Raw genomic sequence first — 13,715 nt, 5'->3', positions numbered from 1 at the left:
TGCGTGGATCAGGCGAGCGCCCCGACGGCGACCGTCCGCAGCGCCATGCGCAGCAGCGGCGGCATCCGGTACTGGAAGAAGCGCTCGGAGGAGCCGTCGCGGACCAGGTCGACCTCCAGGAGGAAGAACTCGACGAGTTCCTCCAGGAGTTCCTCGGTGACGTCCGCGTTGCGGCCGAGTATGCGGGCCGCCTGTTCCACGGTGAGCACCTCGTCGGCCTCGCCGGCCAGCTTGGCCAGCGCGTCGCCGACCCGCGGGTCGAGTCCGCCGCAGCGGCGCCGTACGTGGTGGAAGGGGTGCGGCCGCTGGTGGGTGAGGGCGGTCGGCCGGTCACGGCTCATCCAGTCGACGAGCTGCCGCACCGACCAGTGCGGACGCAGTTCGAGCAGCCCGACCGCCTCGGCCATCGGCCCGGGCAGGCCGCCGAACAGGTCGAGCATGGCGCGCGAGGAGCCCTCGCCGAGCAGCCGTTCCCTGCCGAGCGCGCCGAGGAAGAGCTCCAGCGACTGCTCGGGCCCGATGGGCAGCAGGTCCACCGGGGCACCGAACTGCCCGCCGCACAGCCGGCGGTAGCCGGCCACCAGGAGGGCCGAGCCGCTGTCCTCCGGGAGCAGGTCGGTGAGCTGGTGCGCGGCGGCGACGTGGTCGACGACGAGCAGCACCCGGCGCCCGGCGCTCCAGGCGCGCAGCAGCGCGGCCTTCTCGGCGCGCCCGGCCGGCAGCCCGGCGCGGGTGTGTCCGACCGCCTCCAGGAGTTCGTCGAGGACGTCCTCGACGGGGCGCGGCGCGGCCGGGTCGCCGAAGGACACGTAGAGCCGTCCGTCGGGGAAGGCGTCGGCGAGCCGGTGGGCGAGGGCGACGGTGAAGGAGGTGGTGCCCACGCCGGGGGCGCCGGCCACGCACACGCACTTCGGCCCCTGCGCGGCCGGCTCCCGCAGCATCCGGCCGACCTTGGCGAGTTCGGCGTCCCGGCCGATCAGCGGGACGTCGGCGGGGAGTTTGACCGGCGTCTGGGCGGTGGGCAGGGGATGCCCGACGACCCGCCCGGTGGGCAGGTCGAGCCCGCGGTCCCCGGCGAGCACCTGCTGGTGCAGCCGCTGGAGTTCCGAGCAGGGTTCGAGGCCGAGTTCCCGGATGAGCACCCGGCGGATGCGCTGGAAGACCTCCAGGGCGTCCGGGCGGCGGCCCGCGCGGTAGAGCGAGACCATCAGTTTGGCGTGCAGCCCCTCGCGGGTGGGGTTGTCCGCGGCGAGCGCGGTGAGCTCGCTGATCAGCCGGTGGTGGCGGCCGAGCAGCAGGTCCGCGTCGATGCGCTCCTCCAGGACCTCGTAGCGCTGTTCCGCGAGGCGCAGCGCGTCGATGCCGACGATGGGGCCGGGGGTGAGGTCACTGAGCGCGGGCCCCCGCCAGACGCCGAGTGCCCGGTGCAGCAGGTCGGCGGCCTCGGTGACCTGCCCCTCCTCCATGGCCTTGCGCCCGAGTTCGGCGAGTTCGGCGAAGCGCATGCTGTCCAGGGAGCCCTGGGGCACCGAGAGCCGGTAGCCGCCGGGGGTGGTCGCCAGGCTGAGGCCGGGCAGCTTGCGCAGTTGGTAGATGTACGTCTGCAGCGTGGTGGCCGCGCTGGACGGCGGCCGCTCCTCCCAGAGCTCTTCGACGAGCTGGTGCAGTGGAACGGTGCTGTTGGCCCGCAGCGCCAGCAAGGCGAGAACCTGACGGACCTTTGGAGCGGAGGGCGTGACGTTCACGCCGTCGTGCATGACTTGCAGGGTTCCCAGTAAACCGATCTGCAGCACTGCCCCTCCCGTGGCTTGCATCTCTTACGGCCTGATGCACTTCGTGAGCGTGAGGCGAATCACTTGACTATCACTTGGCTTCCGCTTGAGCTGCGCTCGACAAGAGCCGCCCACCAGGGAACGTCCGGAAAAAACCCCCGCGCTGGAGCCCGGTTTCGAGGTTACGCTACACAGGGCATTCATATGAGGAAAGCATGTAATTGATGAACACCTACATGCGCCGAGACGTTCTGGAGGAACGACGATGACCGGACCCAGCGCGGGCGGCCCCCAGGGGCGGGCCCCCGGCGCACCACCCGAAACCGCCCTCCCGCCACGCTTCCCCCTGCTCCTCGCCTCGCTGCTGCTGACCAGCGCGATGTCGATGCTCGACCAGTCGATCGTCGCCACCGCCGGCCCCCGGCTCACCGCCGAACTGGGCGCCCTCGACCTCTACAGCTGGACGTTCACCGCGTACATGCTCACCTTCAGCGTGGCCATGCCGATCTACGGCAAACTCGGTGATCTGTTCGGGCGGCGTACGGTCTATCTGTCCGCGATCGTCATCTTCCTGATCGGCTCGATCGCGTGCGGCGCGGCGACCTCGATGGGCTGGCTGATCGTCTTCCGGGCCCTGCAGGGGCTCGGCGGCGGCGGGCTCCAGGTGAGCGCCTTCTCCGTGCTCGGCGACCTCATGCCGCCCCGCCAGCGGGCCAAGTACCAGGGCTTCTTCGCCGGCGTCATGGTCCTCGCCAACCTGGCCGGGCCGCTCGTCGGCGGCGTGCTGACCGACCAGCTCGGCTGGCGCTGGATCTTCTACGTGAACATTCCGCTGGGCCTGCTCGCACTGGCCGGAATCCGACTGCTGCTCCCCGCAGGCTCGCGCGCGTCCGCGCGGCCGCGCGTCGACTACCCGGGCACGGCGCTGCTCACCCTGCTCATCGCCGCGCTGGTCCTGGCGACCGACTTCGCCGGCCGCAGGGGCTGGGGCGATCCGGTCGTGCTCGGCCTCGGCGTGGCGGCGGTGCTGCTCGCGGTGGCGTGGGTGGTGCGGGAGCGCTCCGCACCCGAACCGATCGTGCCGCTGGGCCTGTTCGCCAACCGCACCTTCACGATCTGCGTGACGGTGGCCTTCGCCGTGAGCTTCGCCTTCTTCGGCTGCGTGAACTTCGTGCCGCTGTTCCTGCAGACGGTCAACGGGGTCAGCGCCTCGCAGACCGGTCTGCTGTTCCTGCCCGCGATGATCGGCATGGCGATCGCCACCGTGGTGGCCGGTCAGGTCATCGCCAAGACCGGCCGCTACAAGTGGTTCCCGGTGGCCAGCACCGCGCTCGCCGCGGCGGCCGCGGCGCTGCTCTCGCTCGACCCCGCGCACACCGGCTCCGCCACCGTCGCCGCGCTGCTCGCCGTCATGGGCGTGGGCGTGGGCCTGTCCTCGCAGGTCACGACGCTGGTCGCGCAGAGCACCTCGCCCCGCGAGCACATGGGCGTCACCACCTCCACGGTCGGCCTGAGCCGCAACCTCGGCACCGCCTTCGGCGCCACGGTCTTCGGCTCCATCCTCAACGCGCGCCTCGCCACCGAGGCCGCCAAGCAGCTCCCCGCCGACACCGCCCAGCGCGTCACCGACGGCACCTGGGACCCGGCGAAGGCGGCCGACTTCCCGCCCGAGACCGTCGCCGCCGTCGCGCAGACCTACGGCGACGCCCTGAGCACGGTCTTCCTCTCGGCGGTGCCGATCCTGCTCGTCGGCCTGGTCCTGGCGCTGATGATGAAGGACACGAAGCTGGAGGCGCGGGGCCCGGGCGGACCCGGCGGCCCGGGAGGCCCCGGCGGACCGGGCGGACCCGGAGGACCGGGCGTGAAGACGGAGGCGCCGGCCTGAGGGGCGCGGCGCCCGTCGCTCACTCAGGACGCGGACGCGGCCCCGGCAGTCGTGGCGGCAACGCCCCGAACGCCGGGTCCGCGTCCGCCCACACGTCCGCCAACTGCGCCCACAGCGCGGCCTCCTGGGCCGTCATGGCGGGCCCGCCCGGCTCGGCCAGCCGCTCGGGATGACGGGGCTGCGGGCCCGGCGTCACGCACGGGTCCGGCGCGCCGCCCCCGTACACCGGCAGGTACCCGTAGCACTCGGGCACCGTGAAGAGCCCGAAGCCCTGCCCCAGCGCGGTCAGTCCCAGCTGCGTGTCGCGCCACAGCCGCCGTAGCCACTTCCTGGACCGCTGCCCCACGAGGTCTCCCTTCGCCGTCCGTGTCCGTCCGGGCTGCGAAGCTAGGCAACCGTCCTCGAAGGCGGCTGGAGCGAAATTCGAGCCGCCCGCGCCAGTCTGTGAGGGTGGGCGCGCCACGGCCTGCGCGCCCCTCAGGTGGGCGGAGCGCCGCGCTTCTTCATCCCCCGTGTCGCGCGGCGCTCCCCCACCACACCCCCGTCGTTCCGCTCCGGCGCCGCACCCTCCCCTGGACAAGCCGTTGTGAGGTTAGGCTAACCTACCTTCGTCTTCGACCAGGCCGGCCACCGGCACGTACGAGAGCGGAACAGCCATGCCCAGCAACGCCCGAGCCACCTCCCTCACCCGCCGCGGACTGCTCGCCGCGGGCGGCGCCCTCGGGCTCGGCGCCGCGCTCGTCGCCTGCGGCGGCAACGGCGAGAAGGGCTCCGGCGCCTCGAACGCCTCCGGCAAGTCCGGCGCGTGGGAGTTCAAGGACGACCGCGGCCAGACGGTGAAGCTCGCCTCCGTCCCGAAGAACATCGTGGCCTTCACCGGAACGGCCGCCGCCCTCAAGGACTTCGGCGTCGAGGTCAAGGGCGTCTTCGGCCCGACCACGGTCAAGGACCCGAAGACCGGCGCGGTGAAGCCGGACGTGCAGGCCGGTGACCTGGACGTCTCGAAGGTCACCGTCATCGGCAACGTCTGGGGCGAGTTCAAGATCGAGGAGTACCTGAAGCTCCAGCCCGAGGTCCTCGTCACGGACATGTGGGAGAAGGACGCGCTCTGGTACGTCCCGGAGGAGCAGAAGGCCAAGATCCTCAAGATCGCGCCCAGCGTCGCCCTGTGGGCCGCCGGCAGGTCGATGCCCGCCGTGCTCCAGCGCCACGCCGACCTCGCCGCCTCGCTCGGCGCCGACGTGAACAGCGCGCGGATCAAGGCGGACAAGGCCCGCTTCGAGGCCGCCGCCGAGCGGGTCCGCAAGGCCGCCAAGGCGAAGAAGGGCATCAAGGTGCTCATCGGCTCCGGCACCCCGGACACCTTCTACGTCTCCGCCCCGGCCCGCCCGACCGACACCCTCTTCTTCCAGGAGCTGGGCGTCGACCTGATCGTCCCGGACAAGCTGGACCCGACCGGCTGGTTCGAACTGCTCAGCTGGGAGGTCGTCGACAAGTACGAGGCCGACGTCATCCTGCTCGACAACCGCACCTCCGCCCTGCAGCCCGACGCCCTGAAGGCCAAGCCGACCTGGGCCGCGCTGCCCGCCGTCAAGGCCGGCCAGGTCTTCCCGCGCGTCACCGAGCCCGTCTACTCCTACGCCAAGTGCGCCCCGCTCCTGGAGGACCTGGCCGAGGCCCTCGAGAACGCCAAGAAGGTGGCCTGACCCGCATGACGAACGCCGAGACCGCCCCGTTCCAGTTCTTCTCCCTCCAGGTCGACCGGACGCGGCGGCTCGGCCCGTCGCTCGTCCGCGTCACCTTCACCGGCGACGACATCGTCGGCGACGATCTGAAGGACTTCGCCGCCGGCGGCCGCGACCAGTCGCTCTCGCTCTTCCTGCCGCACCCGGGCCAGGACGCGCCCGCCCTGCCGCCGCTCGACGACAGGGACATGCACGCGGTCCTGGGCGCCTACCGGGCGATGCCGCACGAGGAACGCGCGGTGATGCGCTCGTACACCGTCCGGGAACAGCGCACCGCGCCCGACGGCCGTACCGAGGTCGACATCGACTTCGCGCTGCACGAGGACGGCGGCCCCGCCTGCCGCTGGGCGCAGCGCGCCGAGGCCGGCGACCGGGTGGTCGTGCTCGGGCCGGCCGTGGCCGACAACACCGGCGTGCGCTTCCGGCTGCCGGACGACGCCGACTCCGTCCTCGTCTGGGGCGACGAGACGGCCCTGCCGGCCGCCTCCGCGATCCTGGAGTGGCTGCCGGCCGAGACCCGCGCCCACGTCTACCTCGAAGTCCCCTGCTCCGGCGACCGGATGGAGCTCGCGACCGAGGCCGACGCGACGGTCACCTGGCTCGTACGGGAGGAGGGCGCGCCGTCCGCCGTCGAGGCGATCGCGGCCGCCGGACTGCCCGGCGCCGATCCGTACGTCTGGATCGCGGGCGAGTCGGGCGCGGTGAAGGCGCTGCGCCGGTACTTCGTGCGCGAACGCGGCCTGGACCGGCGGCGGGTGACGTTCGTCGGCTACTGGCGCAAGGGCCTGTCCGAGGACGCCCTGCGCGAGGTCCCGGACGAGACGCAGGAAGAGGCGCGGGAAGAGGCGCGAGAAGGGACGCGGGCAGAGGCGCGGCAGGAGGCGTAGGACCCGCCACTCCCCTATACCCCCCACAGGGCCAACGGCCCCTCGACCCGTCCGGGTTGAGGGGCCGTTGTCGCATATCCAGAGTTAGGTTAGGCTAACCTTACTTTCGATCACCTCGACCGGCCGCGTCCCCCACACCCGGAAGGGCACCCGCATGCGCTCCCACCTGCTCAACGACACGACGGCGGACGTCTACCGACGCACCGTCACCGACGGAGTCGAGCGGGTGGCGAGGAAACTCGCCACGACGCGCGGGCCGTTCACCGGCGTCACGCCCGCCGAACTCGCCCGCGTCGTCGACTCCGTCGACCTCGACCGGCCGCTCGGCGACACCGCCGCCGCCCTCGACGAGCTGGAGGACGTCTACCTCCGCGACGCGGTCTACTTCCACCACCCGCGCTACCTCGCGCACCTCAACTGCCCGGTGGTCATCCCCGCCGTCCTCGGCGAGGCCGTGCTCTCCGCCGTCAACTCCTCCCTCGACACCTGGGACCAGAGCGCCGGCGGCACCCTGATCGAGCGCCGGCTGATCGACTGGACGGCCGGCCGGATCGGCCTCGGCCCGCTCGCCGACGGCGTGTTCACCAGCGGCGGCAGCCAGTCCAACCTCCAGGCGCTGCTGCTCGCCCGCGAGGAGGCGGGCACCGCCGACCTCTCCAGGCTGCGGATCTTCGCCTCCGAGTGCAGCCACTTCAGCGTCGTGAAGTCGGCCGGGCTGCTCGGCCTCGGCCGCGACGCCGTCGTGCCGGTCCCGGTCGACCGCGAGCGCCGGATGCAGTCCGTGGTGCTCGCCGCCGAGCTGGCCGCCTGCCGCGCCGAGGGCCTGATCCCGATGGCGATCGTCGCCACCGCCGGCACCACCGACTTCGGCTCGATCGATCCGCTGCCGGAGATCGCCGCCCTCGCCGAGGAGTACGGCGCCTGGATGCACGTGGACGCGGCCTACGGCTGCGGACTGCTCGTCTCGCCCAACCGCCGACACCTCCTGGACGGCATCGAGCGGGCCGACTCGGTCACCGTCGACTACCACAAGTCCTTCTTCCAGCCGGTGAGTTCGTCCGCGCTCCTGGTCCGCGACGGCGCGACGCTGCGGCACGCCACGTACCACGCCGACTACCTGAACCCGCGCCGGACGCTCGCCGAGCACATCCCCAACCAGGTGGACAAGTCCCTGCAGACCACCCGCCGTTTCGACGCGCTCAAGCTGTGGCTGACCCTGCGCGTCATGGGCGCCGACGGCATCGGCGGGCTCTTCGACGAGGTCTGCGACCTGGCCCGGGCCGGCTTCGAGCTGCTCGCCGCCGACCCGCGCTACGACGTCGTGGTGGAGCCCCGGCTGTCGACGCTCGTCTACCGCTACGTCCCCGAGCACGTCACCTCGCCGGCCGACATCGACCGCGCCAACCTCTACGCCCGCAAGGCCCTGTTCGCCTCCGGCGAGGCGGTGGTCGCCGGCACCAAGGTCGACGGCCGCCAGTACCTGAAGTTCACCCTGCTCAACCCCGAGACGACGGTGTCCGACATCGCCGCCGTCCTTGACCTGATCGCCGGCCACGCCGAGCAGTACCTGGGAGAGAACCTTGTCCACGCCTGAGACGCCCGGCACGTACGACTTCATCGGCATCGGGCTCGGTCCCTTCAACCTCGGCCTCGCCTGCCTGACCGAGCCGATCACCGAGCTGACCGGACTCTTCCTGGAGTCCAAGCCGGACTTCGAGTGGCACTCCGGCATGTTCCTGTCCGGCGCCCACCTCCAGACGCCGTTCATGTCGGACCTGGTCACCCTCGCCGACCCGACCTCCCCGTACTCCTTCCTCAACTACCTGAAGGAGAAGGGCCGGCTGTACTCGTTCTACATCCGCGAGAACTTCTATCCGCTGCGCACCGAGTACAACGACTACTGCCGCTGGGCCGCCGGCAAGCTCTCCTCGATCCGCTTCTCGACCACCGTCACCTCGGTCGCGTACGACGAGGGCGACGAGCTGTACACGGTGGCCACCGAGCGCGGCGAGACCTTCCGCGCCCGCCGGCTCGTCCTCGGCACCGGCACCCCGCCGTACGTCCCCGACACCTGCCGGGACCTCGGCGGCGACCTCCTCCACAACTCGGCCTACGTCCCGAACCGCGAGGCGCTGCTGAAGAAGAAGTCGATCACCCTGGTGGGCAGCGGCCAGAGCGCCGCCGAGATCTACTACGACCTCCTCGGCGAGATCGACACCCACGGCTACCGGCTCAACTGGGTGACCCGCTCGCCGCGCTTCTTCCCGCTCGAATACACCAAGCTCACCCTGGAGATGACCTCTCCGGACTACATCGACTACTTCCGCGCGCTGCCCGAGCGGACCCGCTACCGCCTGGAGACCGAGCAGAAGGGCCTCTTCAAGGGCATCAACGGCGACCTCATCGACGCCATCTTCGACCTGCTCTACGAGAAGAACCTGGCCGGCCCGGCACCGACCCGGCTGCTCACCAACTCCGCGCTGCACTCGGCCGCGTACGACGAGGCCACCGGCACGTACACGCTCGGCTTCCGCCAGGAGGAGCAGGAGAAGGACTTCACCCTGGAGACCGAGGGCCTGATCCTCGCCACCGGCTACAAGTACTCCGTCCCCGCCTTCCTGGAGCCCGTCCGCGACCGGTTCCGACGGGACTCGCGGGGCCGCTTCGACGTGGCCCGCAACTACTCCGTCGACGTCACCGGCCGCGGGGTCTTCCTGCAGAACGCCGGCGTGCACACCCACTCGATCACCTCGCCCGACCTGGGCATGGGGCCGTACCGCAACGCCTACATCATCGGCGAGATGCTGGGCACCGAGTACTACCCCGTCGAGAAGACCATCGCCTTCCAGGAGTTCGCGGCATGAGCACCGGCAGCACCACGATCCGCATACGCCCGCTCGACCCCCTCGGGGACGCCGAGCTGATCCACCCCTGGGTCACCCACCCCAAGGCCGCGTTCTGGATGATGCAGGGGCACAGGCTCCACGACGTCGAGCGCGAGTACATGGCGATCGCCGCGAACCCGCACCACGACGCCTTCCTCGGCAGCGTGGACGGCGAGCCCGCTTTCCTCATGGAGCGGTACGACCCGGCGAAGGCCGAGCTGGTCGGCCTGTACGAGCCGGAGCCCGGCGACGTCGGCATGCACTTCCTCGTCGCGCCCACCGACACCCCCGTGCACGGCTTCACCCGCCTGGTGATCACCGCCGTGATGCGCGAGCTGTTCGCCGACCCGGCGACCGCCCGCGTGGTCGTCGAGCCGGACGTCCGCAACACGGCCGTGCACGCGCTCAACGCGGCCGTCGGCTTCGTGCCCGAGCGCGAGATCGAGAAGCCGGAGAAGACGGCGCTGCTGAGCTTCTGCACCCGCGCCCGGTTCGAGGCCGCCATGGAGGTCTCCGCATGAACCCCACCACCGTGGACCCCGTGGCCCACCTCACCCCGGCCCGCTGGGCCGACGCCAACCGCGCCCTGATCCGCAAGGCCCTCGCCGAGTTCGTCCACGAGCGGCTGCTCGACCCGCAGGAGCTGGGCGACAGCCGGTACGCGGTGCTCAGCGACGACGGCCGCACCGAGTACCGCTTCACCGCCGACCGCTTCGCCCTCGACCACTGGCAGGTCTACCCCGAGTCGATCAGCCGCCACCGCGGCAGCGAGCAGCTCCCGCTCGACGCGCTCCAGTTCGTCACCGAGCTGCGCGGCTCGCTCGGCCTCGGCGACGAGGTCCTGCCGGTGTACCTGGAGGAGATCTCCTCCACCCTGGCCGGTACGGCCTTCAAGGCGACGAAGCCGCGGGTGCCGGCCGCGGAGCTGGCCCGGGCCGGCTTCCAGGCCATCGAGACCGGGATGACCGAGGGCCACCCCTGCTTCGTCGCCAACAACGGGCGGCTCGGCTTCGGCGTCGACGAGTACCGCGCCTACGCCCCCGAGGCGGCCGCCCCGGTCCACCTGGTGTGGCTGGCCGCGCACCGCGACCGCGCCACCTTCACGGCCGGCGCCGGCATCGACTACGAGAGCTTCGTGCGCGCCGAGCTCGGCGACGCGGCCGTCGACGGCTTCGCCGCCACGCTCGCCGCCCGCGGCCTGGACCTCGCCGACTACCTGCTGATCCCGGTGCACCCCTGGCAGTGGTGGAACAAGCTGTCCGTCACCTTCGCCGCCGAGGTCGCCCAGGAGCGGCTGGTGTACCTGGGCGAGGGCAAGGACGCGTACCTGGCCCAGCAGTCCATCCGTACCTTCTTCAACACCGCCGACCCGGCCAAGCACTACGTGAAGACGGCCCTGTCCGTCCTCAACATGGGCTTCATGCGCGGCCTGTCCGCCGCCTACATGGAGGCCACGCCCGCGATCAACGACTGGCTGGCCGGTCTGATCGCGGCGGACCCGGTCCTGAAGGCGGCCCGGTTCTCGATCATCCGCGAGCGCGCGGCCGTCGGCTACCGGCACCTGGAGTACGAGGCCGCCACCGACCGCTACTCCCCGTACCGCAAGATGCTCGCCGCGCTCTGGCGCGAGTCCCCCGTCCCGTCCCTCGCCGAGGGCGAGCGGCTCGCGACCATGGCCTCGCTGCTGCACACCGACCACGCGGGCGCGTCCTTCGCGGGCGCCCTGATCAAGGAGTCGGGCCTGGCGCCGACGGAGTGGCTGCGCCGCTACCTGGACGCCTACCTCCTCCCGGTGCTGCACAGCTTCTACGCGTACGACCTGGTGTACATGCCGCACGGCGAGAACGTGATCCTCGTCCTCGACGAGCGCGGCGCCGTCTCCCGGGCGGTCTTCAAGGACATCGCCGAGGAGATATGCGTCATGGACCCGGACGCGGTCCTGCCGCCCGCCGTGGAGCGGATCCGCGCCGAGGTCCCCGAGGACATGAAGCTGCTGTCCGTCTTCACCGACGTCTTCGACTGCTTCTTCCGCTTCCTCGGCGCCACGCTCGCCGCCGAGGGCGTGGTGGGCGAGGACGACTTCTGGCACACCGTCGCCGTGTGCGTGAAGGGCTACCAGGACGCCCACCCGGAGCTGGCCGACCGCTTCGCGCGGTACGACATGTTCACGGAGACCTTCGCCCTCTCCGCGCTGAACCGCCTCCAGCTGCGCAACAACCGCCAGATGGTCGACCTGGCGGACCCGTCGGCGGCGCTCCAGCTGGTCGGCGACCTGGTGAACCCGATCGCGCGGTACGCCTAGACCGGGCGCGCGGGCCCCGGCGGAGTACGGTCCTCCACCGGGGCCCGCGTCCCCCCTCCGTTCAGGCGATCACCCTGTGTCACCGGGCGGCGATCGTCGACTACGCACCGTGGCTGTGGAAGCTTGGCCGCGTGATGACTCGAATCGCCCGCGGTCTCGCCGGAACGGCACTGGTCATGGCCCTCGCCGCGACGGCCGCCTGCGGAGGCGGCGGTGACGAGGGCGGCGGGAGCACCGACACCCCGGAGGCCGCGGACACCTCGACGGCGAACCCGGAGCCGGACGGCACGCCGCAGCCGGACAGCACGCTGGGGGCGACGTTCCCGGGGAAGACGGGAGGCGGCAAGTCCGCCGCGATCACCGTGCCGACGAGCAAGGTGGGCAAGCCGACCGGCGGGAAGGTGGCGGTGCACAACGCCTCCCACGAGCCCATGAACATCGTGGCTCCCGAGACCACCACCGACAACCCCGACATGGGGGACGGTGCCGCGGACCTCGGCAGCTGCACCGGCACGCTGGCACCCGGCGAGGAGTGCGCGCTCGACTTCCAGTTCACGCCGTACCAGGAGGGGTCCTACTCCGGCACCCTGAGCTACCAGACCTCGCAGGGCGAGACGGTCAGCGTGCCGTTCTCCGGGGAGGCGGTGAGCGACACGTCCACCGAGACCGGGACGCCCGAGCCCACGCCCCCCTCCGACACCGGCACCGACACTCCGGAGCCGACCCCCTCCACCGAGACGCCCGAGCCCTCGTCGCAGGAGCCGGAGCCCGACCTCAGCTGACGTCCGCCGACGTCAGCGCCACTCGCACCGTGTCGTCGTCGGGCAGCACGACCGTCACATGGTCCTCGTACGTCGCGCGGTAGGAGACCAGGTAGTAGCGGGACGGCGACTTCGCGAGCAGGAGGAAGCCGGTGTAGCGGTGCCGGTACGGCCCCCTGGCCGTACCGACGTCCCGGTAACCGATGCCCTTCGCCTCGTGCATGAGCGGGATGCGCGAGTAGACCACCACCGGCAGGCTCGCCCGGTTCCCGCCCCTCATCGCCGCCCAGGCGTCGGACCGCCCGGCGTCCACCACGTACCGGGACAGGCCGAAGAACAGGCTCATGGCCAGCAGCCCGATCAGCAGGGTGCCGCCGGCGACCCACATCCGGTTGGCGCCCTCCTCGCGCCGGCCCGCGTGGTCCGCGCTCCACTGCAGACGCTGCTGCACGGCGAAGAACGCCAGCGTGGCGCCCAGGGCCACCAGCAGGCTCGGGACGAACCGGGTGCCCCACCAGCCCGCCGGGAGGGGGACGGGGACCCGCAGCCCGAAGAAGACCGGAAATCCCAGCATCGTCATGAGCAGACCGGCGGAGAGGAACCACCAGCACGCCACGCGGCGCCGGTGCTCGTTCCCCGGCCGGGCGAGCACATGACCGACCCGGCCCAGCACGAGCAGCACGACCAGTCCGCAGACCAGCAGGAACCACACCGGGCCGAAGACCGCGTTCGGACTCTTGGCCAGGTACGCCTGGACGGAGAGCTGGAGGTCGGCCGGCGGCACGCCGTAGGCCGCGTAGTAGGCGTCGGTGTACACGCTGCCGAAGTAGTACAGCAGCCCGATGACGGCGGTCCCCGGCGCCACCACGTACGCCGCCTTGTCGATGAACGACACCTTCGAAGGCCGGGGCGCGGGCGGTGGCGCGGGCGCCTGCGCGGACGAAGCCCCTCGCGGCACGTGCATGCCGCCAGTCTCCGCGCCGGCGCCCGGCCCCGCACGCAGAGGACGCCACCCGGCTGAGGGCGTCCCCCGGAGGGCCTCCCCGCGGCCCAGGTGTAGACCAATTGGGCCGTTCGGACGCGTGATCGTGCTCTCTTCTGCCCGAAAACGGGCAGGATTCTTGCATTGCCCCCCGAGGACCCCGCAAGATTCACGGGTGCTCGAACGCCGACCGTCGCACGACGACCTCATCGACCACCTGGTGCGCAGCACCGCGCTCCAGCGCGGCGAGGCGGCCCGGGTGGTGCTCGACGTGCTGGCGTACTTCGACGAGTCGGCAGAGGAGTTCGTCCGGCGCCGCCACCGCGAGCTGCAGTCCGGCGGCGCGGTGAACGCCGAGATCTTCGAACGGATCGCGGCCGAGCTGCCGCACCGCGCCGTGGCACCACCGGAGCTCTCGCTCCGCCAGCTGCGCCGCATCGTCTACGGCTGATCTCCACCCGGCCGTCCACGCCAGAGCACACCCAACAGACTTCGG

The 13,715-nt window shown here is 71.6% G+C and carries 12 protein-coding genes; 9 read left to right on the top strand and 3 right to left on the bottom strand.

Annotated elements, in window-relative coordinates:
• Window positions 1-8 precede the first annotated feature (8 nt).
• Window positions 9-1,757 (bottom strand): BTAD domain-containing putative transcriptional regulator, encoded by a 1,749-nt coding sequence (locus tag ACFYU9_RS07110; RefSeq protein ID WP_389206465.1) that lies wholly within the window; start codon window positions 1,755-1,757, stop codon window positions 9-11.
• Window positions 1,758-2,037: 280 nt separating this feature from the next.
• Here ACFYU9_RS07110 and ACFYU9_RS07105 point away from each other — a divergent pair, with 280 nt between their 5' ends.
• On the top strand, window positions 2,038-3,657 hold the full coding sequence (locus ACFYU9_RS07105) for an MDR family MFS transporter (protein WP_389343365.1): 1,620 nt from the start codon (window positions 2,038-2,040) through the stop codon (window positions 3,655-3,657).
• A 19-nt stretch (window positions 3,658-3,676) separates the two neighbouring features.
• Here ACFYU9_RS07105 and ACFYU9_RS07100 read toward each other — a convergent pair whose 3' ends face one another.
• Window positions 3,677-4,003: a hypothetical protein gene (locus tag ACFYU9_RS07100; RefSeq protein ID WP_389206469.1), complete on the bottom strand. Its 327-nt coding sequence runs from the start codon at window positions 4,001-4,003 to the stop codon at window positions 3,677-3,679.
• A gap of 310 nt (window positions 4,004-4,313) precedes the next feature.
• Between ACFYU9_RS07100 and ACFYU9_RS07095 the strand changes: the two genes are divergently transcribed.
• The 7 genes from ACFYU9_RS07095 (at window position 4,314) to ACFYU9_RS07065 (ending at window position 12,258) form a co-directional block, all read left to right on the top strand.
• The gene (locus ACFYU9_RS07095; protein WP_389343362.1) at window positions 4,314-5,363 is read left to right on the top strand and encodes an ABC transporter substrate-binding protein; all 1,050 of its coding nucleotides are present in this window, start codon (window positions 4,314-4,316) and stop codon (window positions 5,361-5,363) included.
• Window positions 5,364-5,368: 5 nt separating this feature from the next.
• Complete coding sequence (locus ACFYU9_RS07090) at window positions 5,369-6,289, top strand: siderophore-interacting protein (RefSeq protein WP_389343359.1); 921 nt, start codon at window positions 5,369-5,371, stop codon at window positions 6,287-6,289.
• 154 nt (window positions 6,290-6,443) lie between these two features.
• Window positions 6,444-7,883 carry a pyridoxal phosphate-dependent decarboxylase family protein gene (locus ACFYU9_RS07085; protein WP_389343356.1) on the top strand — a complete coding sequence of 480 codons (1,440 nt, stop codon included), beginning with the start codon at window positions 6,444-6,446 and terminating at the stop codon, window positions 7,881-7,883.
• Entirely contained in the window at window positions 7,870-9,153 is a 1,284-nt protein-coding gene (locus tag ACFYU9_RS07080) for a lysine N(6)-hydroxylase/L-ornithine N(5)-oxygenase family protein (RefSeq protein WP_389206477.1), read from the top strand. Before ACFYU9_RS07085 ends, ACFYU9_RS07080 begins: the two co-directional genes overlap by 14 nt.
• Window positions 9,150-9,695, top strand: a complete 546-nt coding sequence (locus tag ACFYU9_RS07075; RefSeq protein ID WP_389206479.1) for a GNAT family N-acetyltransferase — start codon at window positions 9,150-9,152, stop codon at window positions 9,693-9,695. Before ACFYU9_RS07080 ends, ACFYU9_RS07075 begins: the two co-directional genes overlap by 4 nt.
• Window positions 9,692-11,476 (top strand): IucA/IucC family protein, encoded by a 1,785-nt coding sequence (locus tag ACFYU9_RS07070; RefSeq protein WP_389343353.1) that lies wholly within the window; start codon window positions 9,692-9,694, stop codon window positions 11,474-11,476. Before ACFYU9_RS07075 ends, ACFYU9_RS07070 begins: the two co-directional genes overlap by 4 nt.
• Before the next feature lie 131 nt (window positions 11,477-11,607).
• Window positions 11,608-12,258: a hypothetical protein gene (locus ACFYU9_RS07065; RefSeq protein WP_389343350.1), complete on the top strand. Its 651-nt coding sequence runs from the start codon at window positions 11,608-11,610 to the stop codon at window positions 12,256-12,258.
• On the opposite strand, the gene ACFYU9_RS07060 is transcribed toward ACFYU9_RS07065, so the two are convergent.
• Window positions 12,251-13,201, bottom strand: coding sequence for a hypothetical protein (locus ACFYU9_RS07060; protein WP_389206485.1), 951 nt, complete (start codon window positions 13,199-13,201; stop codon window positions 12,251-12,253). The two genes, ACFYU9_RS07065 and ACFYU9_RS07060, sit on opposite strands and share 8 nt — an antisense overlap.
• A 193-nt stretch (window positions 13,202-13,394) precedes the next feature.
• On the opposite strand from ACFYU9_RS07060, the gene ACFYU9_RS07055 reads away from it, so the two are divergent.
• Window positions 13,395-13,670 carry a hypothetical protein gene (locus ACFYU9_RS07055; protein WP_389206487.1) on the top strand — a complete coding sequence of 92 codons (276 nt, stop codon included), beginning with the start codon at window positions 13,395-13,397 and terminating at the stop codon, window positions 13,668-13,670.
• The last annotated feature ends 45 nt before the right edge of the window (window positions 13,671-13,715 follow it).

This window comes from Streptomyces sp. NPDC004327 (assembly GCF_042873935.1).
In the GTDB taxonomy this organism is placed as follows: Bacteria; Actinomycetota; Actinomycetes; order Streptomycetales; family Streptomycetaceae; genus Streptomyces.
This window is presented reverse-complemented; position numbering and strand designations above follow the sequence as displayed.

Coding starts and splice junctions, on each gene's coding strand:
- ACFYU9_RS07110 (WP_389206465.1), bottom strand. CDS start 1,757: ATGCACGACGGCGTGAACGTCACGCCCTCCGCTCCAAAGGTCCGTCAG.
- ACFYU9_RS07105 (WP_389343365.1), top strand. CDS start 2,038: ATGACCGGACCCAGCGCGGGCGGCCCCCAGGGGCGGGCCCCCGGCGCA.
- ACFYU9_RS07095 (WP_389343362.1), top strand. CDS start 4,314: ATGCCCAGCAACGCCCGAGCCACCTCCCTCACCCGCCGCGGACTGCTC.
- ACFYU9_RS07090 (WP_389343359.1), top strand. CDS start 5,369: ATGACGAACGCCGAGACCGCCCCGTTCCAGTTCTTCTCCCTCCAGGTC.
- ACFYU9_RS07085 (WP_389343356.1), top strand. CDS start 6,444: ATGCGCTCCCACCTGCTCAACGACACGACGGCGGACGTCTACCGACGC.
- ACFYU9_RS07075 (WP_389206479.1), top strand. CDS start 9,150: ATGAGCACCGGCAGCACCACGATCCGCATACGCCCGCTCGACCCCCTC.
- ACFYU9_RS07070 (WP_389343353.1), top strand. CDS start 9,692: ATGAACCCCACCACCGTGGACCCCGTGGCCCACCTCACCCCGGCCCGC.
- ACFYU9_RS07060 (WP_389206485.1), bottom strand. CDS start 13,201: ATGCACGTGCCGCGAGGGGCTTCGTCCGCGCAGGCGCCCGCGCCACCG.